We start from the raw sequence: 24734 nt of genomic DNA, 5'->3' as shown, positions 1-24734 counted from the left end.
CGAATTAAAAAATATACACATGAAAACAATTCACATTTCTATTCCTGATATGCAAAGTGCTCATTGCCAGACACGCGTTCAAAACGCGTTCGACAGTATCGAAGGGGTTACGGTCAATGAAATAAAAGCAGGCCAGGCCTCTATAGCCCTGAACGACGGGCAACAGCAGGCCGACGTTACCGCCGCTATCGAAAAAGCGGGCTACACGGTAGCCGATATAACCGCAGAAGACAATACCGCCAGCGCTACCCTGAGCTTTAAAACAAATATCAACTGTGGTGGTTGCGTGGCATCCGTAAGACCGGCGCTTGATGGAAACAGCGGGATTGCAGAATGGGAGGTAGATACCACAGGCAAGGATAAGATCCTCACCGTAAAAACAGCCGGCGCCACACCCGAAGATGTCATCAACACCGTTAAAGACGCCGGTTTTAAAATAGAACCTGTACTGTAGCTGTTTAAAACGGCGCTTTTAAAAAGCCATTACTGCTAAAAAGGAAATACAGCTTTTGTTTAAGCCGGTAGGACACACAGATCCCGGGGTCACAGTAGGATTGGCACACCAGCATGAAGCGGCGTTTCACCTGATCCTTCTGGATGAAACCCTTACCTGGTTCCGGCATCTGCATCCGGCGCTGCGGCAGGACGGCAGCTACCAGGTGGCCGTTACTTTTCCTGCCGGGGGGTAACTACCTGTTGTACGCCGATTATCAACCGGAAGGGATAGATCCTTCGGTAGACACCATCCCACTGCATATTGCCGGCAACAGTCCCGATCCCGTTGCCACAAGCAGCGAAAAATTAACGGCAGTTACCGATGGAGGTCTTGACATTAAAGTTGACCTAGCCGCGCCCTTGCACACAGGCGCGGCATCCCTGCTCCCCTTCCGGATCGAACGCGAAGGTGAACAGCTGCGTGCAACAGCGTTGTCACCATACCTTGGAGCAGCAGCACATTTGATCCTCATCCACCAGACCTGTAAGGATTTCCTGCACGTTCATACTGAAGCAGGCACCGGTGCTCCGGTTGTGGCGCATACGCAGTTTGAAAAAGCAGGGATCTACCGGATGTGGATCCAATTCGATGCAAGTGGCATCGTACATACCGCAGATTTCACCCTCGATGTGAAAGAAGCGACACCGGCGCACACTCCAATGCAGCATCCGGCTCACCATCATGGATAGCGCGGACCACAAAGCGTAGGCGGTATCTATTGTTTCAGCGCTGCAGTGGCCGCAGTCCTGTATTGACATAAAGATAATCTGCCTATTAAAAGGAAACGGGATATATTGCAGCTGAAATATTCAGGCATGCAACGATACAGGAACCTTCTTTTCTATGTGTTAACGGTCGCCGCTGCTATTGCGATCATTTGGTGGATCCTCACTATGGGGGGCCAGTTACAGTCGCAAAAAAACATCAAATCCATCATCGAAAGCAAGCCGGCATTAGGGGTTCCTTTTACCGCCATACTGCGGCACAACATCCGTGAGCCACTGGCAATATTGCTGCTGCAGATCTTTGTGATCCTGCTGGCCGGTTCTTTAATGGGTTTCCTGTTCAAAAAGATCCGACAGCCCCGTGTGATCGGAGAAATGGCTGCGGGTATTTTACTGGGCGCCTCCTTCCTTGGTTATTATTTCCCGGATGTATCGGCCTTCGTCTTTCCTCCCCAATCATTGGGCAACCTCAACCTGCTGAGCCAGATCGGTCTGGTACTGTTCATGTTTATTGTGGGGCTTGAACTGGATCTTTCCTTGCTAAAAGGAAAGACCAATGCCGCCGTAATGATCAGTCATACCAGTATTATCGTACCCTTTACCCTGGGTGTAGCCGCTGCTTATTTTACCTACGAGCAATTTGCGCCCGGTGGCGTACAATTCATCTCCTATGCACTGTTTATCGGCATCTCTTTAAGCATTACGGCCTTTCCCGTACTGGCACGGATCATACAGGAGCGGAACCTTTCAAAAACCAACCTGGGCGTGCTGGCCATTACCTGTGCGGCGGCAGATGATGTGACCGCCTGGTGCATCCTGGCGCTGGTGATTGCCGTGGTAAAAGCCGGGTCTGCCTGGAGCGCCTTATATACGATCCTGTTATCCGTTGCCTATATATTACTCATGCTGAAAGTATTGCGCCCTTTGATGGAGCAATACTATAAAAAGAGCAACGGCGGAAAACTGACAACACCCTTTATTGCCGTTTGTATGATCATTTTAATCGCCTCCGCATACCTTACAGACGCCATCGGCATACATGCTTTGTTTGGCGCTTTTGTGGCGGGAATGATCATGCCGGCGGATATGAAATTCCGTGTACAGCTCATCGAAAAGATCGATAGCGTGGCCCTCCTGCTGTTGCTGCCTTTATTTTTTGTGTCCACAGGACTGAAAACAGAGATCGCCTTGCTGAACAATGCTACACTATGGGGTGTTTGTATCGTTATTTTTATTATTGCGGTGATCGCCAAATTTGGCGCCAGCGCCGCGGCCGCACGGTTCACCGGTCAGACCTGGAGCGAAAGCCTTCAGCTGGGCGCGCTGATGAACACCCGCGGGCTTACCGAACTGGTGGTGCTGAACATCGGGTACGATCTTGGTGTGATCTCAAGGGAGATCTTTACGGTCCTGGTGATCATGGCACTTTCCACCACCCTGATGACGGGACCTGCTCTGAACCGGATCCAGAGACGGTTTAAATCTTCTGCCGGGTAATCTGAAAATCCGGGGATGTGGAATTTGAAGATTTGAAAATGACACCCGGGCATCGGGTATAAAAGCCATCCTAACATTGAACTTTAAACGCTCTCTTTAGCTAAAGGGGCCGGCTTTGGAGGAAATTTCAGACATTTTTAGCAGCCGAATCCTTTGTAACCTAATGTTTTTGACTTATTTTCACATTTAAATTTTATAGAAAATGGAAGACAATTATTCGAGAAACACGCCCGAAAGTATTTTTTCAGGGAATGAGGCCGTAGGTTCAAAATCCCGCTCCTTCATGGCCAATGTATTTACGCTTATGTTTGTTGCCCTGGGCATCACCGCAGTATTGGCTTATTTTTTTGCAGCCAATGCGGAACAATTTCTATACCCGATCGCATCTAATAAATTGTTGTTCTATGCCATCATGTTTGCACCATTGGGCTTTGTGCTCTTAATGTCTTTTGCATTCAACCGGCTCTCCGCACCTGTTCTAATGGCATTGCTGCTGGTTTACTCCGCTATAAACGGGGTCAGCTTTAGCTTTATCTTACTGGCATATACCAGCACTTCGGTGTTTGGCTGCTTCCTTACAGCGGCCCTGATGTTTGGCGTAATGGCCGTAATGGGCTATACGACCAAGCAGGACCTTACTTCTATGGGACGGATCATGATGATGGGTCTGATCGGGATCATCATTGCCTCTATTGTAAACTGGTTCCTGAAAAGCGATTCCATGAGCTATATCATCAGCTTTATCGGGGTGATCGTATTTACCGGGTTAACCGCGTACGACGTTCAGAAATTAAAAAGGATCGGTGAAGGGATCGACCAGGAAGGAAACGTAATTGCAGGTGATGTAAAGAAGCTGGCCATTATGGGGGCTTTAAGCCTTTACCTCGATTTCATCAACCTGTTCCTGATGCTGCTGCGTTTGTTTGGCAGGAGGAACTGATATTAGGAGATTATTTTTTGAAAGCCGGTAACCCCGGCTTTTTTCATTGAAACTATGATGTCATGAACCTGCCTGTATTGCTGTCGACAGCCATCCGGAAAGAAGATGTGGAGCAGATCGTTCAGTGGATCGGGGCCGATCAAAAACGGTTTGACCAGCTGTTTACCCTTTTTTTAAACAATGAGCCACGGGTGGTGCAAAGGGCCGCCTGGCCAATGAGCTATTGTGTGATCCGCCATCCGGAATTGATCACCCCGCACTATAAAAAGATCATCGCCTTGTTAAACAACCCCGCCCAGCCACCGGCCGTAAAAAGAAATATCCTGCGTTTGATGGATCAGGGGCCGGGAATACCCAAAAAATTTCATGGGCCGGTTATGGACAGCTGTTTCCGGATACTGGAAGACCCGGAAGAGACCATCGCTTCCCGGGCTTTTGCCATCGGTATCCTTTCCCGTATGACCGACGATTACCCGGAGATATTGCCGGAGTTAAAGACAGCCGTAACATTTGTTCTTCCCAACGCTCCTCCCGGTGTCCGCAGCCGGGCATTAAAGGTCCTGAGGAAAAAATAATCGCTGTTCCAGGTTTAACATTAGATCCGCGCTTCGCTTCCGAATGATACGAACAGATTTCTGGTTTGAGGTTTTATGCCCGACGTTGGGTTTTCTTCCGAAAGCTCCGGATCTTCATTTCCACATTTCTTTCACATTCCCACATTCGCGAATTTCAAATTGTTCCCTGTTTAACGTTAAATCCATCTCATACCCGGTATGCTACTAACGGGCTATTGACACATTTTTAAATCTTCAAATTGATCGCTGTTCACCCGATTCTTACAGGCCTTTGAACGGCGTTACCGAAAAATACAGCCGGTAATCTTTGATCCGCCCATTGGGATTGTCCTGCCGGGGCAGCAATTTTAACCCGCCGATCTTATAGGCCTTTCCAAGGCTGATGACCACGCGGTGCGGATGTTTTGGGCTTTTGGCCTGCCACTCCGTGTGCCAGATACTGGTGAACTGCAGGTCAAAAAGATTGGCTGCATTCCCATCGTCGCCTTCCAGCTCTTCACTGTCGGCATACACCACCTTCCAGGCACTGCGCGGAATTTCTTTTCCATCTTCCGTAAGCAGGATCAGCTCTGCCGCCGAAGCATAGGGCTGGTGTTGAAACTCGTTTAAGGCTTCAAGACAGAAATACGTTGCCGTTACGGGTTTAAAGGATGCTGTTTGCCATTCCTTGCTGTTGTCAAAAGTACCGGTATGGTAAGCCCGGGAAGGCGGGATCAGCCATTTTTGCGCTGCGGTCTTATGGCCCTGGGCACGTTGTTCGGTAACAGAGTCCAGAATGGGTTTGCTTAACCCCCGGAGCTCCGGGCTGGAAGTACCCAACAGATCGAAGACCACTACTTCGTTCGTTCCTTTTTTCAGCCAGCAGCCCGGCAGATACATGGTTTGCGTTGGACCAATGTTCCAGTAACGACCCAGGCAGATGCCATTGACCCACACCAGCCCTTTGTTCCAGCTCCGCATATCCAGGTAGGTGTCCTTCAGATCCTGTACCTCAAACACGGCCTTATAGAAACCGGTGCCTGGAAGCTGTGTTTTCGAAAGCGGTGCATATTTTACCGGGATCGTCTGGTCGCCCAATGAGATGGGATGATTTTTCCAGTGTTTCAGTTCTTTTGTTGTTTTGCCATCATCCAGGAGTACTTTTCCGTGAATGCCTTTACGGTCGTGCATCAGGTGGCCATAGTTTATACGCCCGGTTGCTTCTACCAGGATCTGTAACGGGGCCGCCTTTGTCCGTGCGGGAATATCCACCGTAAAATGCCCTTTCCTCCGGTCAATGATCCCCGCCTGTTTTTTATTGATGTACACAAGCGCATAGTCGTGCACATCTTCAAAGCGAAGGACCGACGCGCCTCCTGCCGGCAGCATGGTTTCATAAAGCACGGCACCATAGCCCTGGTTGAGATCTTCCATCAGCATAGCGGTATCTGAAACAACAGCGGGCGGCAGATTGCTCCACAAGGAAGCGGCTGCAGTAAAACGGATGACGGGCACTGCCTGCACTTCTGTGGCCCGGGGCACATCGGGAAGCGTTTCGCCGGGCTGCAGGTATTTGCCAAGCAGCGTACGGATGGCATAGAATTTGGGCGTGGCATTGCCCGCTTCATTTATCGGAGCATCATAATCATAGCTGCTGGTTTGCGGCAGGTAAGGCGGCGCATTGGCGCCACTGTAAGTGCCAAACGTGGTACCGCCATGTGCCATATAAATGCTGAAGGAAGCATGATGATCCAGCATCCATTTCAGCTCATCGATCACCCGCTGGCTGGAGCCGGTATGGTGCGCCCGCCCCCAGCTGTCGAACCAACCCGGGTAATATTCTGCACACATCAGCGGACCATGCGTCTGTACTGCTCTTAATGCTTTAAAGCCACTTTCGGGATTGCCGCCAAAATTAACCGCCGCAAAGATATCCGGCCGTATATCATTTTTTAATTGTACCGGTCCGTCGCAGGTAAAAAACGGAACAGTGAAGCCTGCCTCTTTAAGGTAATCGCGGATCTGTCCGATATAGGCTTTATCGGATCCAAAGCTGCCATATTCATTTTCCACCTGTACCATCAGGATATTGCCCCCTTTGCTGATCTGGAGGGGCGCCAGTTGCTTTCCTACTTCCAGCAGGTAACGCCTGGATGCTTCCAGATAGTACGGATGCTGCGTACGCACGCGCATGCTCTTGTCTTTCAGCAGCCACCAGGGGAATCCGCCAAACTCCCATTCCGCACAGGAATAAGGCCCCGGGCGCAGGATCACATACAGGCCCTCCTGCTGTGCCATACGGCAAAACGCAGCGGCATCGGCCTGCCCTGTCCAATCGAACTTACCGGGCTCCCGCTCTGTATAGTTCCAAAAAAGATAAGCACATACCGTATTTAACCCCATCGCCTTTGCCATCCGCAGCCGATGCTGCCAGTAGGCCCTGGGCATGCGGGTATAATGCATTTCCCCGCACCGGATCACAAACGGCTGGTTGTTGAGCAAAAAACTGGTATCGCCAATGGTAAAGGTTGCCGGTGCATTTTGTGCTGTTGCCCCTTTATAAAAGAACAAAAGGGCAAGCACAAGAATCAGGCAACAGCTGAATCTTCTGTAGCAGTACATGGATGCGTAAAGATGAAATTAGAGTCTTCTTACTTTGATGTTGCGGAACCAAACGGTATTGCCGTGGTCCTGCAAACCGATATGGCCGGATTTGAAAGCGGTAAAATCCGGAAGATTCTTAAACTTGCTTCCGGCCACCAGCGTACGCCAGTTATCGTCCCAGAGATGAGTGTCAACGATATGAACACCATTCAGATAAAAATCCAGCTTGCCATTCAGGCTCTTGATGGCTACATGGTTCCAGTCTCCTACGGCCTTTACCGGCTCGCTGCTGCTTTTTATAAGATCATACAGGTCTCCGGCGCGGTGTTTGGTGATCTTTCCGTCCGGGTGACCATCATTGTCCAGGATCTGCATTTCAAGCCCTGTGTACCACATGTATTTGTATTTGTCTTTGTTGTCGATCACATACAGACAAATACCGCTATTCCCTTTTTGAGAAATCTTCCAGTCGAGCTGCAACTCGAAGTTGCTATATTCTTCATCGCTGATCAGGTCGCCCCTTCCGGATTTGGCATCACCATCAAGGTGCAGGGTGCCGTCTGTGGCCTGCCAGGCAGTTCCTGCAGCAGCGGTACCATAAGTGTGCCAGCCGGTGGTCGACGAACCATTGAAGAGCAGCTTCCACCCGGCTGCTTTTTCTTTTTTGCTGAGCGTGTTCGCAGGGGTTTCCCCCGTTTGTCCGTGTTTCTGACCGGAGCAGGAATAAGCCGTAAGGCCCAGGGCGACAGCCATCAAAAGGATCTTTGTCATAATTCAGGTTTAATGGGGTTATTTTTTTAACAGCAAAACATATTTCACCATGGTTTTTGCATCGGCTTCAGACACATTCGGGTGCGGAGTCATGGGTACTTCTCCCCAAACGCCGCTTCCGCCGGAAATAACTTTCTGCGCCAGTTTGGTGATGGTGGCATCATCAGCACCTGCATATTTGTTGGCTACATCCCTGTAGGCAGGCCCGGTCAGCTTTTCATCGATCTTATGGCAGGTGATACACTGGTACTGGCCAACCAATGCCAGCCCGGCCTGGTAGTCGGGATTCGCTGATACGTCGGAAGTTTTTTCGGTGGGTTTGGCTTCCGGCCCCGCGCCTTCCGTCTTCTTTTCTTCTCCTCCGCCACAAGCAACGGCTATCGTTGCCAATACAACCGCAGATAAAATAATCTTCTTCATGATCTGTCTATTTGTTTGTTTTTTTTATAAAGATATTAATTGATCCCTAAAATTTTCTTATTTAATGCATCATCTTTCACCGTAGCCGCAAAATCGTCAAACGCTTTTTCGGTAACCCGGATGATGTGGTCTTTAATGAACTGTGCTCCTTCCCTTGCTCCGTCTTCCGGGTGCTTCAGGCAGCATTCCCATTCCATTACCGCCCATCCTTTAAAATCGTATTCTGCCAGCTTGGAAAAAATAGTTTTGAAATCCACCTGGCCATCGCCCGGGCTCCGGTAGCGTCCGGCTCTTTTCAGCCAGGGTTGGTATCCGCCAAAAGCGCCCTTCTTCCCGGTGGGATTAAACTCCGAATCTTTTACGTGGAAGGCTTTGATGCGTTCGTGAAAAATATCAATGTATTCGATATAGTCGAGGCATTGCAACACAAAATGTGAGGGGTCATAAAGCAGGCAGGCCCTCGGGTGATTCTGTACTTTTCCCAGGAACATTTCATAGGTATCACCATCAAACAGGTCTTCGCCGGGATGGATCTCATAACAAACATCCACTCCGCATTCATCAAACGCATTCAATATAGGTGTCCATCGCCGGGCCAGCTCTGTAAATCCTTCTTCCACCAATCCCGCCGGCCGTTGCGGCCAGGGATGGAAGGTATGCCATAATAGGGAACCGCTAAATGTTGCATGCGCATTCAATCCCAGGTTCTGGGAAGCTTTGGCTCCGTATTTCATTTGCTGTATCGCCCATTCTGTACGGGCCCTGGAGTTGTTCCGTACCGCGTCGGGGGCAAAGGAATCGAACAGCAGATCATAGGCGGGATGCACGGCCACCAGCTGCCCCTGCAAATGGGTGGAGAGCTCGGTGATCTCCATACCACATTCCTGCACGATGCCTTTGATCTCGTCCGCATACGTTTTGCTTTCGGCTGCTTTCTGCAGGTCGATGAACTGGTCGTTATTGGTAGGGATCTGTACCCCCTTAAACCCCAGCGATGCCGCCCAGGTGCAAATGGACTGCAGGTTGTTGAACGGGGCCTGATCACCGGCAAACTGTGCCAGAAAAATACCCGGACCTTTCAGCGTAGTCATATTATCGTTATTTATCTTTTAGTGAAGCAATATACCGGCTAAATGTACAAAACTTTCAACGAATCATTTCAGATTTTCGTGTATTCCAGACACTTTCCCCGGCTTCTTTTGTATGAACGGTATTCTTTTCAAAATCGTTTACGGGGAACCCTATATTTTTGACCAACGAAAAAAAATCTTTTTAATTATTTTCAAGAATGAAAAAATAGTACATTTAGCATCTGAATTTTTTTAAATCCTAAATTAAATAACGAAAGCATTGGTATGAAGTCAGCCATTAAGTTCCAACTATCCTTTATGATGTTCCTGGAATTTTTCATCTGGGGAGCCTGGTTTGTAACCCTGGGTACCTACCTGGGAACAAATCTGAAAGCAGACGGATTGGATATTGCAAAAGTATTTTCCACGCAGTCTTACGGGGCCATCATTGCTCCTTTTATTATCGGTTTGATCGCAGACCGTTTCTTTAATGCCGAAAGGATCCTTGGATTGCTGCACCTTGCCGGCGCCGTTCTGATGTATATGATGTATAAATCAGAAGATGTAAGCGTCTTCTATCCTTATACTTTAGGTTATATGATCCTGTATATGCCCACGCTTGCGCTGGTCAATTCCGTTTCCTTCCGTCAGATGAGCAACCCGGAAAAGCAGTTTTCCAATATCCGGGTATTCGGAACCATCGGATGGATCCTCGCCGGTATGCTGATCAGCTGGCTTAAATGGGACGAGGTGCAAAACAATGCAGCCAATGGTACATTACGGAACACCTTCCTCATGGCTTCCATTGCTGCCGGTGTACTGGGACTGTTCAGCTTTACGCTTCCCAAAACCCCGCCTAAGAAAGCAGAAGGAAGTTCCAGCGTTTCGCAGATCCTGGGGCTGGATGCGCTGAAGCTGCTGAAAGATCCGAATTTCCTGATCTTCTTTATTGCTTCCATTGCCATTTGCATTCCCCTGGCATTCTATTATCAGAACGCGAACCCGTTCCTGACGGGCATCGGGCTTGAAAATGCAACCGGAAAAATGGCTTTCGGCCAGGTGTCTGAAGCGTTGTTCATCCTGCTGCTGCCGGTGTTCTTTAAACGCTTCGGGTTTAAAAATACCATCCTGGTGGGCATGCTGGCATGGGTGATCCGGTACCTCCTCTTTGCATATGGAAATTCCGGTGAGCTGGCCTTTATGCTGATCACGGGTATCGTGCTGCACGGGGTTTGTTATGATTTTTTCTTTGTCTCCGGCCAGATCTATACCGATGCCAAAGCGGGCGAACGCTATAAAAGCTCCGCACAAGGGCTGATCACACTGGCCACGTACGGCGTGGGTATGCTGATCGGTTTTTGGGTGGCCGGCTTTATTTCCGAACACTATAAAACGGCGGCCGGTACACCCGACTGGAAAATGGTATGGCTGGTTCCCGCAGGTATCGCAGCGGTAGTCATGATCCTGTTTGTACTTGCGTTCCGTGACAAATCAAAAGCAGCGCAGGAACTGCCGCAATCATGAGCATTCGGAAGGTCTCAAGAAGAGCAGCCATCAAAACCATTACCCTGGCCACAGCCCTGGCCGGAGGTATGAAAAGCTGGAGCGCAGTTTTAACAGACAACAAAAAAAGGATGAGTTTAAACGGGAATATCAATCACAGTGTGTGCCGGTGGACCTATGGAAATCTTTCATTGGAGCAGCTTTGCACTACGGTTAAGGAATTGGGATTTGCGGCCATTGACCTGGTGGGTCCCAAAGACTGGGCTGTGCTGAAACAGCACGGCATTTACTCCAGTATGTGCAACGGGGCAGAGATCAACCTGGTTGACGGATGGAATGAGCCCAATTTTCACAGCACGCTTATTAAGAACTATACAGAACATATCGGCTATGTGGCAAAGGCCGGCTATCAAAACCTGATCTGTTTTAGCGGTAACCGCCGCGGCATGGACGATGAAACGGGGCTGAAGCACTGTGTTGCAGGATTGCAAAAGATCCTGCCGATTGCTGAAAAGCAAAAGGTGACCCTGGTAATGGAACTGCTGAACAGCAAGGTAGATCATCATGATTATATGTGCGACCACAGTGCCTGGGGCGTTGAGTTATGTAAACGCCTGGGGTCTGAAAACTTCAAACTGCTTTACGATATTTATCACATGCAGGTAGACGAAGGAAATGTGATCGCCAATATCCGGGCGCACCATCCATATTTTGCCCACTATCACACAGCAGGGGTTCCGGGCAGGCACGAGCTGAACGAACTCCAGGAGCTGAACTATCCGGCCATTATGAAGGCAATCGTGGCTACCGGTTTTAAAGGATATGTGGCACAGGAATTCATCCCTACAGGCAAAACCGATGATGACCGCAAACAGGCTTTAAAAGATGCCATTTCTGTATGTGATGTTTAAGGATCCGCTAAAACGTATAAATTATGTATAATAGAAAAGAGTTTCTGAAACGATCCGGTGGCGCTGCTCTGGGCTTGATGCTGGGGTCAACGCTGAATGCAGGATGTGGAACTTCTCCCGAAGCAAAAGCCGCGGGGAGCATCGCCAGCCTGGGCATACAGCTATACAGTCTTAGAGACGATCTTCCCAAAGACCCAAAGGGTATTCTGAAACAGCTTGCTGATTTTGGTTATAAAGAAATAGAAAGCTACGAAGGGGCCCAGGGCATGTTTTGGGGCCTGGGACACAAAGGGTTTAAAGAATATATGGACAGCCTGGGCATGAAGATCGTAAGCAGCCACTGCGATTACAAAACGGACTTTGAGCGCAAAGCCGCCGAAGCGGCAGAGATCGGCATGAGCTACCTCATCTGCCCGTATGTGGGACCACAAAAAACACTGGATGATTATAAGAAGCTGGCGGAAGAATTTAATAAGGCCGGTGAGACCTGCAAGAAGAACGGCATCCGCTTTGGCTATCACAACCACGATTACAGCTTCCGCCTGCAGGAGGGCCAGTATCCACAGGACATCTTTATGCAGCATACCGATAACAGCCTTGTAGATTATGAAATGGATATTTACTGGGTGGTAACGGCAGGTCAGGATCCGCTGCCCTGGCTGAAGAAATACAATGGACGGTTTAAACTCTGCCATGTAAAAGACCGCAAAAAAGGTGCAGTGCCGCAAAAAGGCGAACCGAACCTCAGCGTTATCGTGGGTACAGGTTCCATCGATTTCAAAACGATCCTTGCAGCTGCCCGGAAAGAAGGCATGCAACACTATATCCTGGAACAGGAAGCTTACGAAAAAGCGCCGATCGAATGTGTGAAAGAGGGAGCCGCTTATTTGAACAAGCTTGTGTTTTAGCGTAAACCAAATCACCTATACCTTAAAAAACCGGTCTTTCAACCGGTTTTTTTTATCATTCAAAAAGGCACTGTCATCAAATACCTGGGTTGATTTTTTTGATTCGACAGGGCCTTCTTTTATACCTATCGCGGAACGGCGGCTGCATTTTTTGCCAGCCGGTCGATGTGGATCATATCATCCACAACATAGGCTGCCTGGTTCAAATAAATATCTTCACTCAACCCTTTCAGCCATTGCTTGGCCCGTTCTTCTTTGTTCTTATCCCCCGAAAATTTACTGGTTTCCGACGGCAGCAGGGTCACATCCATTTTATTTTTCAGCTTCTGGGCTGCGTTCATCTGATCCGATTTTGCTTTGATCGCCTTCCGCTCCTCGCGGTAACGGTCAATATTGAGCGAGCTTTCATTGTTCTCCCGCACCAGCCACTGGCTATTGGCTCTAATGATCTTGAAAGAGCTGTCCGCCTTCAGCCGCTGGCCACTCAGGTCCTTTATTTCACTCAGATTCCACGAATTCTTCCAGGGAACATATGCTGCCTTTGCGATCTCATCATAAGGCAGGGCATCCTTGTTATCTTTTTCCCGCAGCTTCAGCAGATCCATATAGCTGGGCAGTACAATATCTGATTCCACTCCCTTCAGCTGGGTAGAGCCGCCGCTTACCCGGTAAAACTTCTGTAATGTCAGCTTTACGGTTCCCAGGTCCGATTCACCGCCGGTGGTGATCCCCTCTTCAGTATCCAATCCAAAATTACGCTGTACCGTGCCCTTGCCGAATGTGGAAGTACTGCCGATGATCACTCCCCTGCCATAGTCCTGTATGGCTGCCGCAAATATTTCAGAAGCAGAAGCGCTGAATTCGTTCACCATTACGGCCAGCGGGCCATCGTAAAGCACCGATTCATCTTTTACATCCAGCACTTCGGCCTTGCTGATGCGGCCTTTTACCTGGACTACGGGTCCTTTGCCTACAAACAGTCCTACCATCTGTACCACATCATACAGGGATCCGCCCCCGTTATACCGCAGGTCAATGATGATCCCGTTCACTTTTGCTTCTTTCAGCTTCTGTACTTCCTTTGCCACATCCAGATAGCTCCTGCGGCCATTGGGATCGTCAAAAGCAGCGTAGAATTCCGGCAGGTAAATGATCCCCACTTTTGTATGTTTCACCGGGTCATTGATGATGGCGCTCCGGGCATAAGTGTCGAAGTCATTTTCGATCTTTGCCCTTTTGATCGCTACCACTTTTACAGTGCCATCCGTTTTCCGGACGGTGAGTTTTACGATCGTCCCTTCCTTGCCCCGGATCAGCTTCACCGCATCCTGTACGTTATAGCCCATCAGGTCTTCTGCAGGGCCGTCTCCCTGGGCCACCTTGGTTATGATGTCGCCGCCCTGTAACTGACCGGACTTTTCTGCGGGACTCCCGGCATTGATGGACGCTATTTTGATCTTGCCATCCACCTGCTGAAGCGCTGCGCCGATGCCAAAGAAAACACCGCTCATCTCTTCATCAAAATACCGTCTGTCGATCGGCGCCATAAAACTGGTATGCGGATCCATTGTATTGGCAATGGCATTCATAAACATATCAAACTTGTCGTCGTCCGTATATTTGGCCCTATAGCGCTCAAACAGCCTGCCGATCACCGTATCGGTCCTGCTGCGCGCCTGCTTCTCCAGCTCGGCGTCCTTTTTTATTACATAGCCTTTCTGATGTTTGTTGTCTTTCCGCTCATCCACGAGGTCCACGTATTTTTCCAGCGCCAGGTATTTCAGCTTCTTCCTCCAGCGGTCCCTGCGCTCGTTGTTATCGGCCGGATAGCTGAGCTTGTCAAAATCCAGCGTAATTGATTCATTAACGGTATAATCGAACGGCTTTGTCAGGATCGCCCGGCTCCACCCGGATGTTTCCCGGATCCTTCTGTCAAAAACAGAAGATATCGCCAGAAAGCTTTCCACGGGAGCTCCTTTCATTTCATCATCGATACGGTTGCCATAGAGCGCCGCCAACGAATCATAATCCGATTTCAAAAAAACATTCTTCTCGAAATCAAGATCTCCCATAAATTTATCAAAGACCTTTTTTGAAAAATCATCATCAATATTCTGCGGGCTGAAATGCCCCTGGGCGAGGATCTGCCCCATCAGACCCATGATCTGCTCGTACTTCCCCGGAGGGGTACGGGCAACGGACGATTTAAATGCAAAAAAGGATCCGACCAATAATATAATCAACAGAATAAAAGGCAATCTTTTCATATTCAATATATACTTTAACAAACCACGCATTCCCCAAAAATAATGCTTAAAACGATGACTTACGTATTTCCGGATCTTTTTTAAGACAATATATAGGTAAAATTTCCCGTTAAAACGAAGGCAGCTCTTAGATTTGATGTCAAAATAAATAATTTCCTATGGTTTGTATTTATTTTTTATTTACATTTGCAGCCCTGTAAATGGTGGTTGTAGCTCAGTTGGTTAGAGCATCAGATTGTGGTTCTGAGGGTCGCCGGTTCGAGCCCGGTTAGCCACCCGGATCTTAGAAACCCTGAATAATGATTCGGGGTTTTTTTGTAAGCGCCTCATCGCAAAAATCGTTTTCATGTCCTATTGGGTATTTCTTGTACTTCCCGTTTCGGCCCTTACCTGCTGGCTGATCCATTTTATCGCCGGCAACTACTTTCTGAACCGGTATCTTCCCCGCCAGGATGGGCCGCTGGCGGAAAGGGCAGGCCGCTGGGCCGGAGCACTTATGGAGCAGTCCTTTAACATCGAACAAAAGATCAGCGATCCCGGGCTTATAGAAAAGGCCATGCCGTCCATTGAAAAACATATCGACGATTTTCTGAATGTAAAACTCAAAGAAGAGATCCCGATGCTGGGTATGTTCATCGGTAACAAGACCACTGATAAGATCAGGGAAGTATTCATTGATCAGTTAAAGCTCCTCTTTCCGCAGGTGATGCTGCAGATCACGGCAAATCTGAAAAATGAACTCCACCCTGAACAGATCGTAACCAGCCAGTTAAAGCGGCATCCACTATCGGCAATGGTAAAAGATGATATTGCGGTAAAACTCCGGCAATACCGCAATGCCGGCCTCCTGTACGGACTGATCATTGGCCTGATAAACCTGGTCCTCTTTTATTTTATCCGTTAACCATCCCGTACCACAGGGCGTACCCGTCAAAATTTTTAGCCCCGGTACAAGAATTCAATGAATTGCACGTCTAACGCACTAAAATATAATTTCTGATGAAAAAACAATTATTCCTGGGGCTGGCACTCTTATTATCGATTGGAATTTATGCGCAGAATGGCCAGATGCCTACAGGAAGTCTTTACGGAAAGGTGATCGATTCCGTCAGCGGAAAAGGGATTGATGCCGCGTCCATACAGCTGGTACAGGTAAAAAAAGATTCTGTTTCCGGGAAAAACACCACAACCGTTATTTCCGGAATGCTCACGAAGGCCAACGGTGAGTTCCGGTTAGAGGGCATTCCTGCAATGGGTCGGTACCAGCTGGAAATTACCGGGATCGGCTACAGGGCCTATAAAAAGCCTTTCTCCTTTATCGACCCTTCCCGGATGAAACAGGGCAACCGCAATATGGCTGCCCTGCTGGGCAACCTGGATAAAGACCTTGGTAATATCAGATTGGGAATCGATAACCAGACGCTCTCCGGGGTTACCGTTGTTGGTTCCAAACCATCGGTGAGTCTGGGCATCGACCGTAAGGTGTATAATGTGGAAAACAACCTTATGGCCGCCGGCGGCACCGCCACGGATCTTTTAAAGAACATCCCATCGGTAAACGTAGATATTGATGGCAATATCAGCATCCGCAACAGCAGCCCGCAGATCTTTGTGGACGGGCGGCCTACTACCCTTACACTGGACCAGATCCCGTCGGACCAGATCGAAAGCGTTGAGGTCATTACAAACCCCTCGGCCAAATATGATGCATCCGGGGGAACCGCCGGTATTCTTAATATCGTTCTAAAGAAAACAAAACGGGTTGGTTACAGCGGCAATGTGCGGGCGGGCATTGACCAGCGCGGGAAAACCAATTTTGGCGGCAATATCAATATCCGCCAGGGCAAGTTCAACGTATTTGCCAATGCCAATTACGGGCAGCGTAAGTCCATCTCCGGAGGCACTACGGAACGGACCACCTTTTTCAACGACACAACCACCCATCTGCTTCAGACGGACCACAATACGGGGGAAGGAACGTTTATGTTTGGCAGGGCCGGTTTTGATTATTTCCTGGACAATCGCAATACCCTTACCATTTCCGGTATGGGCGTAAAAGGTAAATTTCAGAACAATACAGGCAGCGACCTGTTTGTAGATACGCTTGCCGGCGGGAACACGGCCCATTCAAAAACCTTAAGACAATCCGATGGCTCTTTTAGCTTCCGCAGCATGGGCGGTAGTCTGGGCTATGTGCACAACTTTCCAAAGAACGGGCATCAGCTGACAGCCGATTTTAACTATCATAAAAGTAAGAACGACAATACCACCGCCGTGGGCAACCGTATTTTTAACAATGCCTCCGGAGCGCAAACAAGCAGCTTCAATCAGGAGCAGCAGGGCAATGGTAACAATGAACGGATCACCGCCCAGGCAGATTATACCAACCCGTTGTCGGATAACTCCAAACTGGAAGCCGGTGTGCGTGTGAACCAGACAAAAGTGTTCAGTGTTAACGATATGTTTTACCTGCAGGCGGATGGCTCGCTGCTCCTGCAACCCCTTCTTTCTTCCCGGTTCGATTATAAAGACCAGGTATGGGCGGCCTATGGCAACTTCTCCAGTAAAATAGGGGAAAAATTCGGCTACCAGTTAGGCCTCCGGGTAGAAAGCTCCAATTATGACGGCAATGTTCTTTCTACCGAACAAAATCCTTCGGGTGACTTCGCTCAAACAAACAATCATTTTAACATCAAGTATCCCGTCAGTCTTTTCCCAAGTGTGTTCCTGAGCCAGAAGCTGAACGACAAACAGGATCTCCAGCTGAACTACAGCCGGCGCATCAACCGCCCGGGATTCTTCCAGCTGTTCCCGTTTATCGACTATTCGGATTCACTCGATCTCAACCGCGGTAACCCTGATCTGAAACCGGAGTTCACCAACTCTTTTGAGCTGTCCTATTCAAACAATTTCAACCAGGGCAATAACCTGATCCTTTCGGTATATTACAAACATACTTCCGGTCTTATCACCCGGTACCAGCTGCCGGATACCCATCCCATAAGTCACAAACCCGTACTGGTAAGCACCTTCATTAACGCCAATTCAAGTTTTGTAGGAGGCTTTGAAGCTGTGGGTAAGAACAAGATTACGCCCTGGTGGGATCTTACCAGCAACATCAATATCTATACGTCAAAAATAAATATCGACGACCCGGCGATCCCGACGGCTGACCAGATCTACAGCTGGTTTGGAAAGATCAACAATGATTTTAAACTGCCCGCGAATTTTACCCTGCAATTGTCCGGTGATTACAATTCCAAGACCGTACTGGCGCCCGGCGGGAGCAGCGGCAACTCCGGCGGCGGCCGCGGATTTATGCGGGGCACTGTGAGCGGCAATGCCCAGGGCTATACGATGCCCAACTACGGAATAGATGCCGCTTTAAAATATGAGTTCCTGAAGGGGAAGGCCGCTTCCGTTACCCTGAGCGTGAACGACCTCCTCAGAACCCGGAAAAGCGATGTGTACACCAACTCCGGTTTCTTTAACCAGCACCAGGTGCGTACCCGCGACCAGCAGTTCTTCCGACTGAATTTTGCCTACCGCTTCGGAAAATTCGATGCCTCACTGTTCAAGCGGAAGAATATGAGAGGTGAGCAGGAAAGCATACAGGGCGGCATGCAGGGAATGGGCGGACAGTAAGAAAACCTATGGTATTAAATGTAGAATAAGAAATGTAGCAGTAAGATTTCATTTGGGCCGGTGTTCCCGGCCAGCAAAAGGATCTTTACGTTTACATTTCTTTCTTTTTTTCACCCATTATTTCACATTTTAATCAAATGCCAGGACCCGGGCTGGTATCCTGTTTAAGTTCCGGAGCAGATCCCGTTGACGACCGGTAGCCAATGCTGAAAACTCATCGCTGAAAGCGAATGGCTACTATGCTTATGTTCAGCATTTAAAGTTCAAAGCTCAACGTTGTATTCCCGTTTCCTTCCGGCTGCTCTATTGGCAATTGATCAGTAGCGATTGATGATAAGCATTGCCCCGCTTCCATTCCGGGGAAAGATCTTGGAACCGGAACGGGACCTTTACTTTTGCATTTTCCATTCAATATTTTACATTCCCCGAAGGGGTTTGTTTATATTTGTTTCTTGAAGCAAATCATTCACATCGTCGGTAACCGGCCACAGTTCATCAAGCTGGCAGTTTTATACAAAGCTATTGCGGAAAGAGGGATCGCCCGTCAGGTGATCCTGCATACGGGCCAGCACAGCAGCCATGAAATGAGCGGGGTCTTTTTTAATGAGCTGGCACTCCCCGATCCCGATATCCAGCTGCGCATCGACAATAGTGATCCGGACCTTTTTACCGCGACCGCCATCCGGCAGCTGCAACAATACCTTGCCGGTGCAAAAGCCAGCGCTGTTATCATATACGGAGATACCAATACAACTTATGCCGCGGCCATCGCCGCGGCCAGGACCGGTCAGCCGTTGCATCACTTTGAGGCCGGCGTACGGACGGGTAGTTTGAAGACCCCTGAAGAAATAAACCGGCTGGTTGCGGACCGGCTTTCAACTACACATTATTGCTGTACGCCAAACAATCTGCAAACACTAAGAGCAGAAGGGTTTGGCACCGCGATCCGCTCCACACCCGTTTTTACCGGTGACCTGATGCTGGATGCTTACCTGAAAATACCCGGAAAGGAAACTTTCCGGATAAAGGAAACATCCTATATCGGCTGTACCATACACCGGGCTGAAAATATATTGATCCGGGAAAACCTGGAAGCGATCATTGCCGCGCTCAACGACATTCACCGCCAGATCCCGGTGGTGGTACCCCTGCATCCGCATACGCAGAAAAAGATCGCCGAAACCGGCGCCGCTGTTTTGTTCCGGATCGTTGCCCCGCTTGGTTACCCCGAAATGAAGGCATTTATAAAACGGGCGGATTTTGTCATTACAGACAGTGGCGGCGTAAGCCGCGAAGCTTATTTTGCGGCAAAGCGGTCACTGATCATTATGGAGCACCCGGTATGGCCGGAGATCATCCGGTCCGGGGCCGGTTTGAGCTGCTCCCCGGATGCCGCGGCCATTCTGAGCTCCTTTTCCCGGTTGCCTCAGCTCACTCCCGATTATGAAACGGCCGTATTTGGTTATGGGAATGCCGCACAGAACGTTTGTGATCATTTAACAGATTCTCTGTAATTTCCGGTATGGACAAAAGGCGCATTACCGTATCCGTGATATCCGAGATCACCACCGATCAGCGCGTGATCCGGATCTGCACCACCCTCCAGGAGATGGGCTTCGACGTCTTCCTGATCGGCCGGGCCTTTGGCAATAGTCTACCCCTGGAGCCCTACTCCTTCCACGCCACAAGAATGCGGTGCTATTTTAAAAAAGGGATCGCGCAATACGCCGAATTTAATCTGCGCCTGTTCTTAAGATTGTTGTTTTGCAAAACGGATTATTTACTGGCGAATGATCTCGACACCCTGGCGCCCAATTACCTGATCTCCAAATGGAGGAAAAAATTCCTTTTTTATGATACCCATGAGTATTTTACCGGTGTACCGGAACTGGCAGCCTCACCGGCAAAAAAACGATTCTGGAAACGCATCGAAGATTTTATTTTCCCCCGGCTTCCGGTTGTTTATACGGTAAGCGAGGCGGTAAAGGCAAAATACCAGGAAGCTTATGGCACTCCCATTTCGGTGGTACGCAACCTTCCTGTACCCCCGCCTCCTTCTGCTATCCAGCGCCCCCTATCCTGGACCGGTAAAAAAGTGCTCCTGATGCAGGGCATGGGCATCAACCAAGGGCGCGGCGGACCAGAACTGCTGGAAATGATGTGCCATTTGCCGGCAGACTATCACCTGGTTTATATTGGCGGAGGATTGCTTTGGGAACAGCTGAAGCAAAAGCGCGGCGAATGGGATCTTGAAGACCGTGTGGAAATGATCCATAGACTGCCGCCGGGCGAATTAAAAAATTATACGCCCCATGCAGACCTCGGCTTTTCCCTGGATGGCTTTACTGATGAAAACTTCCTGGTAAGCCTGCCAAATAAACTTTTTGATTATATATTAGCTGGTATTCCGGTAGCAGCCACCCCTTTGCCGGAGGTTAAAAAGGTTATTGAACAATACGGAGCCGGATTTTGTTTAAATAGTCGTATTCCCAAAGAGATGGCCGCTGAAGTAGCCGGCTTTTTGAGCGACCCGGAACGCGTGCGGAAAGCAAGAGAAAATGCAGTAACCGCAGGGAAGGAATTAAACTGGAACCGGGAGCAGGAAGTACTGATAAAAATTTACGAACCCTATTTGTAATGCAGCAGCACCTACATATTGTTTGTTTGGATGTGCCCTGGCCGGCGGATTATGGAGGTGTGATCGATATGATGAACCGCATCCGGTCCTTTCATCGGCTCGGAGTAAAGGTACACCTGCACTATTTCAGCTATAATGAACGGGGAGTTCCCAGGGAGCTCCATATCTTTTGCGAATCGGTAAACGTTTATGAACGCAGAAAAAAAACGGAATGCCTGAACCTGTCGCTCCCCTATATCGTTTCTTCAAGGGTTAACGAAGAACTGAAGCTCCGGCTTAATAAAGACCGGCATCCTGTTTTGCTGGAGGGGCTGCATTGTACCGGCATCCTGCCCTTTATTGAGCAGAAAGACCGGGTGGTTTGTGTACGCATGCACAATAATGAAGAGGTCTACTACAAAGAGCTGGCCCGGGCCTCTTCAGACCTTTTTAAAAAGCTCTATTATACAGCCGAAAGCCGGCTCATAAAAAAGTATGTGCCTACGCTTCCGAAGGATCTTTTGCTGGCCTGCGTTTCAGAAGCAGACACTGTTTTTTTTGAACAGCAGGGTTTTGAAAATGCATTCCTGCTGCCTACATTTCCGTCCTGGCAGGAAGTGGACAGTCTTGAAGGCATGGGCACCCACTGCCTTTTTCACGGCAATCTTTCGGTACCGGAAAATGAAGAAGCGGCACTCTGGCTGCTCAGCAAGGTTTTTAATAAGGTGCGGGTTCCGTTTATCATTGCCGGAAAAGACCCGGGCCGGCCCCTGCAAAAAGCCGCTTCCCTTTGTCAGCATACCTGCCTCATTAGCAATCCCAGCGAGTCCGAGATCAACGACCTGGTACAAAAGGCACATATCAACGTATTGCCCTGCTTCAATAAAAATATTACCGGCATCCGCCTCAAACTTTTACACGCCCTGTTCTCCGGACGGCATTGTGTAGCCACTCCGGCAATGGTGTCCGGAACAGGGCTTGAAACCGCCTGTCATATCGGAAGCAATTCCAACGCCATTGCCTCGATCATATCCCAGCTTTATTACAAACCATTTGAGGATGAAGAGATCCGGCTCCGGAAAACACTGGTAGAAAAGCCGTTCAATAATGACCGCAACACCCGCCAGCTGATCCAACGCTTCTGGTGACCCCAAAAAATATAATATTTTTTTCTAACTCGTTCTTTACTCAATAAAAAATAGCATGTAAACTTTATAATAATATTTATATCAACAGAATAGGTATTTTTACATTTTCGCATTCAAACAAGTTTGCATATTGGCATTTTAATGCCAAAACCGGGTCATTTATCATCATTTAAAAAACGATATAAATAATATTAAGTATTAATAATCAATTTTTTATGCTAAAAATGCTTTGATAATAGTGTTAGCGCCTCGCTGAATGCTAAAGTGAAAGGGAATACTAAATAAATTAGCTTGACTAAGGAAGGATATTTTATGATCTTGTGAAACTTTTTTGCTTTTAACAATCCATTTTTCGCTGCTCTTCCAAAAGCCTTTAAATTGCCGTTTATTTACACAGTAATATAATTTGAATGAAGCCGTTTTTTGTAATTATTCTCCTGGCCTTTCTCCTCCCCTCCTGTATGCGATACCAGGATATAAAATTTGTGGGGGTAGAAAATGTAAAAATGGGCAAGATCGGGATGAACGAAACGACCATGGAAATGAACCTCGTTTTTAATAATCCGAATAAGCTGGGCGCTATGCTCAACAATGCGGGGGGCAAAGCCTGGATACAGGATATTTATATTGGCGACTTCCTGCTTAACGAAAACGTAAAGATTCCTGCCCGCAGCGACTTTTCGGTGCCCGTCCGTTTAAAAGTAAACATGAAGGACCTGCTGGCCAATTCCCTCAGCCTGATCACCAGGGACTCTGTGAACATCAAACTGGATGGCAATGCCCGGTTAAGCAAAGGCTCCATTATAAAAAACTTCCCGCTGCGTTACAGCGGGAAAAAGGCATCCAGCGACCTGTTAGGTCAGTTTAAATTTTAAATTCCCTGCCAGTGGGCCGGGTCTTCCCGCCACTTCAGGAGCAAAGCGGCATCCGCTTCCTTGATCAGTCCTTTTTCCTGCGCCAGCTCCAGCAGTACAGGATAGCTTGTAAGCGGGTGATATTTGATGTCCCGTGCAGAAAAAGCGGCCTGAGCCACCGAAAAATCGTAGGTAAAAATAGACACCATCCCCATAATGTTCAGGCCCGCAGCCTCCAGCGCATCCACTGCCAGCAGGCTGCTTTTCCCGGTGCTTACCAGGTCTTCCACCACCGCCACTTTCTGGCCCTTTTCAAACAAGCCTTCCACCTGGTTGCCCAATCCGTGCTCCTTGGGCTTGGGACGTACATAAATAAAGGGCAGCTTCAGCTGATCTGCGGCCAGGGCCCCCCAGGCAATGGCCCCGGTAGCCACACCTGCAATACAATCGGCATCGCTAAACTGTTCAAACAGAACATTGCAGAGCTCACTCTTGATAAAATCACGCACAAACGGAAAAGAAAGAACGCTCCGGTTATCGCAATAGATCGGGCTCTTCCAGCCGCTGGCCCAGGTAAAAGGCTCTTCCGGCCTCAGTTTAACCGCATTTACCTGCAGTAACTTTTCTGCAACTACTTTTGCATCGTTCATAATAGCTCCCTAAATTTAGGCTGCGAAATTAAGTGCATCTTTTTATAAAACTGAAATTCTATGCAAATTAAAATACATATCCACGATAAAACCCTGTATCTCTGCGATCAGCCGGACGAAAAACTCCGCGAACTGCTGCACCATCCCGAAACGGTCCTGATCGACGAGCTGGACACACATTCGGTAAAGACCATGCTGCGGGAGCTGACGCGTCCCGACATCAAAACCGGGATCTTTATGCACCCCGACCTTGATCAGCTCAAAAAGGCGTTCTTCAAAAAATTTGAACGCATACAGGCCGGCGGCGGCCTGATAGTAAACGAGCAGAACGAAATACTCCTGATCCACCGGCGGGGCTTCTGGGACCTTCCAAAAGGGAAACTGGACGCCGGTGAAACCCTTGAAGCCTGCGCGGTAAGAGAAGTTACAGAAGAAACGGGGCTGATCCGGATCGGGCTGAAAGCGCCGCTACTGGTCACTTATCATACCTATGAACATGGGACGCACCATATCCTCAAAGAATCGCATTGGTTTTTAATGCACGGAAGTTCCGGCGAAGAACTGGTGCCCCAAACCGAAGAAGACATCACGGCTATAAAATGGGTGGATCCGTCCCTGCTTTCGGCCTACAAGCCTCTTGCTTATCCATCGATCGTAGATGTCCTTGAAGCCTGGGAGCAACAGCAATCGCAATAAACAGAAGCCGTTCGTCTTAGAAGCTTTTTCGCAACCGGTGCTGCATAGAACTGCCGCTTCGCCGGCCCCTCCTGCTGTTTTAAAACCTTAGTAATTTATTAACGACCACCTTACCGACTTTTTTTTAAGGGCCCCGTCTTTATATCAGAACAACATTCATCAAAAAAACAAAGGAGGTCAGTATGAAAAAGTTATTTATTTTAACGTGAGTTCGACAAGATTTAGGCAGCAATAGCGATCCAAAAGTTTCGTTTATGCGCTTTGAAGGTAGGTTTGATATCTCTGAAGTTATATGCGGCCAGGCAGGCAAGCATGTTATTAAATCCATTGTCCACACTACGATGCCGGGTGTGCCACAAATCCTGAAAGTCCTTTAGTAAATCAATCACTGTTTCTATCAAAGCTCTTCGCTTCAACATAAACTTTTCTTTGATGGTCAATAGTTTATTTTTCATATT

22 protein-coding genes and 1 tRNA gene are annotated in these 24734 nt (G+C 48.6%); 16 read left to right on the top strand and 7 right to left on the bottom strand.

What is annotated here, in order from left to right; genetic code table 11:
* The first annotated feature begins 19 nt into the window (after window positions 1-19).
* The 5 genes from B160_RS31715 to B160_RS0116075 all read left to right on the top strand — a co-directional run bounded on the left by B160_RS31715 (window position 20) and on the right by B160_RS0116075 (window position 4233).
* The gene (locus B160_RS31715) at window positions 20-454 is read left to right on the top strand and encodes a heavy-metal-associated domain-containing protein (RefSeq protein ID WP_018628961.1); all 435 of its coding nucleotides are present in this window, start codon (window positions 20-22) and stop codon (window positions 452-454) included.
* Between the two features lie 143 nt (window positions 455-597).
* Complete coding sequence (locus B160_RS29350) at window positions 598-1185, top strand: hypothetical protein (protein ID WP_157558101.1); 588 nt, start codon at window positions 598-600, stop codon at window positions 1183-1185.
* Window positions 1186-1311: 126 nt separating this feature from the next.
* Window positions 1312-2718: a cation:proton antiporter domain-containing protein gene (locus B160_RS29345; RefSeq protein ID WP_157558100.1), complete on the top strand. Its 1407-nt coding sequence runs from the start codon at window positions 1312-1314 to the stop codon at window positions 2716-2718.
* Window positions 2719-2920: 202 nt separating this feature from the next.
* On the top strand, window positions 2921-3658 hold the full coding sequence (locus tag B160_RS0116080; protein ID WP_018628956.1) for a Bax inhibitor-1/YccA family protein: 738 nt from the start codon (window positions 2921-2923) through the stop codon (window positions 3656-3658).
* A 62-nt stretch (window positions 3659-3720) separates the two neighbouring features.
* Entirely contained in the window at window positions 3721-4233 is a 513-nt protein-coding gene (locus B160_RS0116075; RefSeq protein ID WP_018628955.1) for a hypothetical protein, read from the top strand.
* A gap of 261 nt (window positions 4234-4494) precedes the next feature.
* On the opposite strand, the gene B160_RS0116070 is transcribed toward B160_RS0116075, so the two are convergent.
* From B160_RS0116070 to B160_RS0116055, 4 genes are all read right to left on the bottom strand, one after another.
* Window positions 4495-6783 (bottom strand): beta-galactosidase, encoded by a 2289-nt coding sequence (locus B160_RS0116070; protein ID WP_169540089.1) that lies wholly within the window; start codon window positions 6781-6783, stop codon window positions 4495-4497.
* 69 nt (window positions 6784-6852) lie between these two features.
* A complete protein-coding gene (locus B160_RS0116065) occupies window positions 6853-7587 on the bottom strand; it encodes a 3-keto-disaccharide hydrolase (RefSeq protein ID WP_018628953.1) in 735 nt (244 codons plus the stop codon).
* A gap of 18 nt (window positions 7588-7605) precedes the next feature.
* Window positions 7606-8007 carry a c-type cytochrome gene (locus tag B160_RS0116060; protein ID WP_018628952.1) on the bottom strand — a complete coding sequence of 134 codons (402 nt, stop codon included), beginning with the start codon at window positions 8005-8007 and terminating at the stop codon, window positions 7606-7608.
* A 35-nt stretch (window positions 8008-8042) separates the two neighbouring features.
* Window positions 8043-9098, bottom strand: a complete 1056-nt coding sequence (locus B160_RS0116055; protein WP_018628951.1) for a sugar phosphate isomerase/epimerase family protein — start codon at window positions 9096-9098, stop codon at window positions 8043-8045.
* A gap of 264 nt (window positions 9099-9362) precedes the next feature.
* On the opposite strand from B160_RS0116055, the gene B160_RS0116050 reads away from it, so the two are divergent.
* Genes B160_RS0116050 through B160_RS0116040 form a run of 3 tightly spaced genes read left to right on the top strand, consistent with a single transcriptional unit; the run spans window position 9363 to window position 12399 of the window.
* Window positions 9363-10601 (top strand): nucleoside permease, encoded by a 1239-nt coding sequence (locus B160_RS0116050; RefSeq protein ID WP_018628950.1) that lies wholly within the window; start codon window positions 9363-9365, stop codon window positions 10599-10601.
* Window positions 10598-11491 carry a hydroxypyruvate isomerase family protein gene (locus B160_RS0116045; protein ID WP_018628949.1) on the top strand — a complete coding sequence of 298 codons (894 nt, stop codon included), beginning with the start codon at window positions 10598-10600 and terminating at the stop codon, window positions 11489-11491. The genes B160_RS0116050 and B160_RS0116045 overlap by 4 nt, the downstream gene beginning before the upstream one ends.
* 23 nt (window positions 11492-11514) lie before the next feature.
* The gene (locus tag B160_RS0116040) at window positions 11515-12399 is read left to right on the top strand and encodes a sugar phosphate isomerase/epimerase family protein (RefSeq protein ID WP_018628948.1); all 885 of its coding nucleotides are present in this window, start codon (window positions 11515-11517) and stop codon (window positions 12397-12399) included.
* Window positions 12400-12524: 125 nt separating this feature from the next.
* On the opposite strand, the gene B160_RS0116035 is transcribed toward B160_RS0116040, so the two are convergent.
* Window positions 12525-14666 (bottom strand): carboxy terminal-processing peptidase, encoded by a 2142-nt coding sequence (locus tag B160_RS0116035; RefSeq protein ID WP_018628947.1) that lies wholly within the window; start codon window positions 14664-14666, stop codon window positions 12525-12527.
* A gap of 203 nt (window positions 14667-14869) precedes the next feature.
* Here B160_RS0116035 and B160_RS0116030 point away from each other — a divergent pair.
* The 7 genes from B160_RS0116030 (at window position 14870) to B160_RS0115995 (ending at window position 22951) form a co-directional block, all read left to right on the top strand.
* Window positions 14870-14943 (top strand) — tRNA-His (locus B160_RS0116030).
* A 69-nt stretch (window positions 14944-15012) separates the two neighbouring features.
* Window positions 15013-15570 carry a hypothetical protein gene (locus B160_RS0116025; protein ID WP_018628946.1) on the top strand — a complete coding sequence of 186 codons (558 nt, stop codon included), beginning with the start codon at window positions 15013-15015 and terminating at the stop codon, window positions 15568-15570.
* A gap of 95 nt (window positions 15571-15665) precedes the next feature.
* A complete protein-coding gene (locus tag B160_RS0116020; RefSeq protein WP_018628945.1) occupies window positions 15666-18311 on the top strand; it encodes a TonB-dependent receptor in 2646 nt (881 codons plus the stop codon).
* 452 nt (window positions 18312-18763) lie between these two features.
* The gene (locus B160_RS29340) at window positions 18764-19825 is read left to right on the top strand and encodes a UDP-N-acetyl glucosamine 2-epimerase (protein WP_018628943.1); all 1062 of its coding nucleotides are present in this window, start codon (window positions 18764-18766) and stop codon (window positions 19823-19825) included.
* 8 nt (window positions 19826-19833) lie between these two features.
* On the top strand, window positions 19834-20949 hold the full coding sequence (locus B160_RS0116005) for a glycosyltransferase (RefSeq protein WP_018628942.1): 1116 nt from the start codon (window positions 19834-19836) through the stop codon (window positions 20947-20949).
* The gene (locus B160_RS0116000) at window positions 20949-22076 is read left to right on the top strand and encodes a glycosyltransferase family 4 protein (protein ID WP_018628941.1); all 1128 of its coding nucleotides are present in this window, start codon (window positions 20949-20951) and stop codon (window positions 22074-22076) included. The genes B160_RS0116005 and B160_RS0116000 overlap by 1 nt, the downstream gene beginning before the upstream one ends.
* Window positions 22077-22486: 410 nt before the next feature.
* Window positions 22487-22951, top strand: a complete 465-nt coding sequence (locus tag B160_RS0115995; protein WP_018628940.1) for an LEA/WHy family protein — start codon at window positions 22487-22489, stop codon at window positions 22949-22951.
* Here B160_RS0115995 and pyrE read toward each other — a convergent pair.
* Window positions 22948-23580, bottom strand: a complete 633-nt coding sequence (gene pyrE, locus B160_RS0115990) for an orotate phosphoribosyltransferase (RefSeq protein ID WP_018628939.1) — start codon at window positions 23578-23580, stop codon at window positions 22948-22950. The two genes, B160_RS0115995 and pyrE, sit on opposite strands and share 4 nt — an antisense overlap.
* Before the next feature lie 60 nt (window positions 23581-23640).
* On the opposite strand from pyrE, the gene B160_RS0115985 reads away from it, so the two are divergent.
* Complete coding sequence (locus B160_RS0115985; RefSeq protein WP_018628938.1) at window positions 23641-24276, top strand: NUDIX hydrolase; 636 nt, start codon at window positions 23641-23643, stop codon at window positions 24274-24276.
* Window positions 24277-24497: 221 nt separating this feature from the next.
* Here the strand turns inward: B160_RS0115985 and B160_RS29335 are convergent.
* A partial coding sequence (locus tag B160_RS29335) for a transposase (protein ID WP_018628477.1) occupies window positions 24498-24734 on the bottom strand: 237 nt, incomplete at its 5' end.

The sequence above is a fragment of the Niabella aurantiaca DSM 17617 genome (assembly GCF_000374125.1).
In the GTDB taxonomy this organism is placed as follows: domain Bacteria; phylum Bacteroidota; class Bacteroidia; order Chitinophagales; family Chitinophagaceae; genus Niabella; species Niabella aurantiaca.
This window is presented reverse-complemented; position numbering and strand designations above follow the sequence as displayed.

Excerpts from the sequence above, each read along its gene's own strand:
- B160_RS31715 (WP_018628961.1), top strand. The coding sequence starts at position 20 with ATGAAAACAATTCACATTTCTATTCCTGATATGCAAAGTGCTCATTGC.
- B160_RS29350 (WP_157558101.1), top strand. The coding sequence starts at position 598 with ATGAAACCCTTACCTGGTTCCGGCATCTGCATCCGGCGCTGCGGCAGG.
- B160_RS29345 (WP_157558100.1), top strand. The coding sequence starts at position 1,312 with ATGCAACGATACAGGAACCTTCTTTTCTATGTGTTAACGGTCGCCGCT.
- B160_RS0116080 (WP_018628956.1), top strand. The coding sequence starts at position 2,921 with ATGGAAGACAATTATTCGAGAAACACGCCCGAAAGTATTTTTTCAGGG.
- B160_RS0116075 (WP_018628955.1), top strand. The coding sequence starts at position 3,721 with ATGAACCTGCCTGTATTGCTGTCGACAGCCATCCGGAAAGAAGATGTG.
- B160_RS0116065 (WP_018628953.1), bottom strand. The coding sequence starts at position 7,587 with ATGACAAAGATCCTTTTGATGGCTGTCGCCCTGGGCCTTACGGCTTAT.
- B160_RS0116060 (WP_018628952.1), bottom strand. The coding sequence starts at position 8,007 with ATGAAGAAGATTATTTTATCTGCGGTTGTATTGGCAACGATAGCCGTT.
- B160_RS0116055 (WP_018628951.1), bottom strand. The coding sequence starts at position 9,098 with ATGACTACGCTGAAAGGTCCGGGTATTTTTCTGGCACAGTTTGCCGGT.
- B160_RS0116050 (WP_018628950.1), top strand. The coding sequence starts at position 9,363 with ATGAAGTCAGCCATTAAGTTCCAACTATCCTTTATGATGTTCCTGGAA.
- B160_RS0116045 (WP_018628949.1), top strand. The coding sequence starts at position 10,598 with ATGAGCATTCGGAAGGTCTCAAGAAGAGCAGCCATCAAAACCATTACC.
- B160_RS0116040 (WP_018628948.1), top strand. The coding sequence starts at position 11,515 with ATGTATAATAGAAAAGAGTTTCTGAAACGATCCGGTGGCGCTGCTCTG.
- B160_RS0116035 (WP_018628947.1), bottom strand. The coding sequence starts at position 14,666 with ATGAAAAGATTGCCTTTTATTCTGTTGATTATATTATTGGTCGGATCC.
- B160_RS0116025 (WP_018628946.1), top strand. The coding sequence starts at position 15,013 with ATGTCCTATTGGGTATTTCTTGTACTTCCCGTTTCGGCCCTTACCTGC.
- B160_RS0116020 (WP_018628945.1), top strand. The coding sequence starts at position 15,666 with ATGAAAAAACAATTATTCCTGGGGCTGGCACTCTTATTATCGATTGGA.
- B160_RS0116005 (WP_018628942.1), top strand. The coding sequence starts at position 19,834 with ATGGACAAAAGGCGCATTACCGTATCCGTGATATCCGAGATCACCACC.
- B160_RS0116000 (WP_018628941.1), top strand. The coding sequence starts at position 20,949 with ATGCAGCAGCACCTACATATTGTTTGTTTGGATGTGCCCTGGCCGGCG.
- B160_RS0115995 (WP_018628940.1), top strand. The coding sequence starts at position 22,487 with ATGAAGCCGTTTTTTGTAATTATTCTCCTGGCCTTTCTCCTCCCCTCC.
- pyrE (WP_018628939.1), bottom strand. The coding sequence starts at position 23,580 with ATGAACGATGCAAAAGTAGTTGCAGAAAAGTTACTGCAGGTAAATGCG.
- B160_RS0115985 (WP_018628938.1), top strand. The coding sequence starts at position 23,641 with ATGCAAATTAAAATACATATCCACGATAAAACCCTGTATCTCTGCGAT.